Source organism: Microcystis sp. LE19-8.1F, from assembly GCF_027531715.1.
GTDB lineage: Bacteria > Cyanobacteriota > Cyanobacteriia > Cyanobacteriales > Microcystaceae > Microcystis > Microcystis wesenbergii_A.
In genome coordinates this window covers 1-2,513 of sequence record NZ_JAPZSO010000062.1, presented here as the reverse complement: position 1 = coordinate 2,513, position 2,513 = coordinate 1, and the positions used below count along the sequence as shown (strand labels likewise).

Genomic DNA, 2,513 nt, shown 5'->3' with positions numbered 1-2,513 from the left:
GAGTCGATGGATATTTTTTCGGAACTTGCCCTTTCTTTGATACGCCTCAAACCCCAGAAAAACCCTTATTTCTCCAAAGGGTTAACGGCTATGAGCCTTATCAAGCAAGCTCTTTAACCTTTCTGTCACCCCTTGAGCTCTGTACCAGTCAAAGATACATCCGTATTACCTAGTGAAGGTATTTTAAAGGGAATCGAGTTAGAGGACGGAGACGATAGGGTTGTCGAACGCTTCGCCCTTTTTGGTGTCTTGGAAGCTCTCGGTCTCGGTTCGAGAGGGGAACAGACCTCAAAAAACTGGTGGTGAAACAGACGGTTATCGGTGGTCAGGATCCAACCATCTTGGCGAACCTCACCGATTTTGTAGAACTTACCGTTATCGGGATGTTCCCCGACGATAACGATCGACGCACCCGCTTCAATTGCCATGGTTCCCTCCGGGCAATTCCGTCAACAATCCGTAGGACTTATCGAATAGACAGCGTGCCGTTCCCGTCAAGCCGTGACGGGCCTTACCGACGATCAATTCCAGCACATCGCGATCAGCACTATCGGGGTTGTAATATTCATCGCGATAGAGCAGGACAACGTTATCGGAGACCATCTCCAGAATTCCCGATTGACTGAGATCGGCCATGAGCGGACGTTTATTGTTGCGTCCCTCTACTGCCCGGGATATTTGGGAGAGTGCCAGAATCGGCACGTTTAAATCGCCCGCCATCTTGTAGAGTCCCCGAGCGACGTTGCCCAACTCGTAACTGCGGTTGCCGTTGGGGGAATCATCGGCCATCATCTGAAGGTAGTCCACCACCACCAAACCGGGTTTCTTTTTCTCGCCGATGAGACGACGACATTCCGAGGCGATGCCCATGACTGTTGTTCCCCGGTCGTCGTTGAAATAAAGCGGTAATTCGGCCGCTACCTTCAGCACATCGACGATCGTTTCTCGTTCTAGCTCGGTGAGTGGAGCCAGTCCTGCGCGGTGTTGCCTGATCCGACCGCTTCGGAGGGGAGAGAACCCATAATCGCAATAGTGCGGGTGAACGCTCAACAAACTCCACAGACGATACTCTAGCTGTTGGGCGGTCATCTCCAGCGAGAAGAAAACCACGGGTATCCGTCGAGCGAGCATCTGTAAGGCGAAAAATAAGGCGGCTTGGGACTTGCCCATCGACGGTCGCCCCGCGAGCAGGGTCAGCGTTCCAGGCTCGAAACCGACAATCAGATCGTCCAACTCTCGTAAGCCCGTGGGGTAAATCGGGTTATTTTTCTCCAATTCCGTGAAGGCGGCACTCGCCACCTCGCTATTGGGAAGCGTTCGCGTCGTTCGTCCCCGGTTCGATACCCGAAATACTCCCTGCTCCGCCCCGTCCAGTACCTCGTCCAACTCCCGCGTCGTGTCGCGGGCCAACTCGATGACCTCACCTCCGACTCCGATCAACTGACGACGGACATACTTATCCATCACCAACTCAGCATAGCGATCGATGTTAGCGGCCGATACCGTGCGCTCGATTAGCTGTAACAGTCGGGGAATCCCTCCCACCTCGTCGAGAAGCTGGTGATCCTGCAGCCAACTGGAAATCGTCATCAGGTCTGTGGGCTTTCCCTTACCGTGAAGAGAAACCGCCGCTCGGTAAATTTCTTGATGGGAACGAACGTAAAAGGCATCGGCGACTAGAAAATCGACGATCCGTCCCATGGCCTTGGGGTCGAGGAGAATTCCCCCTAAAATAGATTCCTCGGCCTCGATATTCTGAGGGGGCAACGCAGGATCATACATCACTTTCTAGACCCCACGGGTCGATCCATTTCTCGCCCGCTAATCTGGCCAATCGCTTCGTTTCGTTGCGCTCTGAAAAGGATAGCTTCCTGGGTTTCTGTTCTTTCCCCGTTTTTTGTCCGTTCGTTCGTCCCTCCGATTTCTCGAAAAGCTCATAATAAACTTCCCACCGGTTCAGGCCAGCTGCATTCTTGCCGGCCAACCATGCCTCTATATCGATGATCGGATTGGGAAGTTTCCCAGTTTCCTTCCTTACAAAATAAAAAAATCTCTCTCGCTCGTCTTCTGAGAGAGTCTTTTTAAAGTCTGAATAAGTCTTAATAATCTTAGAGGTGCTGGATTCCTTGCCCTGACTAGGTTCTGGGACGGGATCGTTTCCTACAGTGCGAGGATGTTTCCCACAGTGCGAGGGTGTTTCCTGTAGGAAACCTGATGGTACTGTAGGAAACTCTCTCGCATCAGAGGAAACCGTGTTTCCTGTAGGAAACTTTTCCGCATCACAGGAAACCGTGTTTCCTACAGGAAACTCTTCCCCGTCGCGGGAGACCTGATCTCCTTTAGGAAACGTTTGCAGCTTGACCAGTGCTTCAGTGATTTCTAGATCGATGTAACCTTTATCGCTAAGAACTTTCAGGGCTTTGGAAACCGTGCCTTTCTGGAGTCCCGTGGCGGTTGCCACATCCGTGACCTTGACGCGCAGATCGCGACCGCCAAACGGATCGATCGTTCTC

Annotated in this window: 3 protein-coding genes; all 3 read right to left on the bottom strand. The window is 52.3% G+C overall.

Annotation, left to right across the window (positions count from 1 at the left end; genetic code table 11):
• Positions 1-125 precede the first annotated feature (125 nt).
• On the bottom strand, positions 126-428 hold the full coding sequence (locus O9334_RS06415) for a hypothetical protein (protein ID WP_287999690.1): 303 nt from the start codon (positions 426-428) through the stop codon (positions 126-128).
• Positions 418-1,782, bottom strand: a complete 1,365-nt coding sequence (gene dnaB, locus O9334_RS06410; protein ID WP_287999689.1) for a replicative DNA helicase — start codon at positions 1,780-1,782, stop codon at positions 418-420. The genes O9334_RS06415 and dnaB overlap by 11 nt, the downstream gene beginning before the upstream one ends.
• The coding region (locus tag O9334_RS06405) for a helix-turn-helix domain-containing protein (RefSeq protein WP_287999688.1) at positions 1,775-2,513 on the bottom strand (739 nt) is incomplete at its 5' end. The genes O9334_RS06405 and dnaB, both read right to left, overlap by 8 nt.

Coding starts and splice junctions, on each gene's coding strand:
- dnaB (WP_287999689.1), bottom strand. CDS start 1,782: ATGTATGATCCTGCGTTGCCCCCTCAGAATATCGAGGCCGAGGAATCT.
- O9334_RS06415 (WP_287999690.1), bottom strand. CDS start 428: ATGGCAATTGAAGCGGGTGCGTCGATCGTTATCGTCGGGGAACATCCC.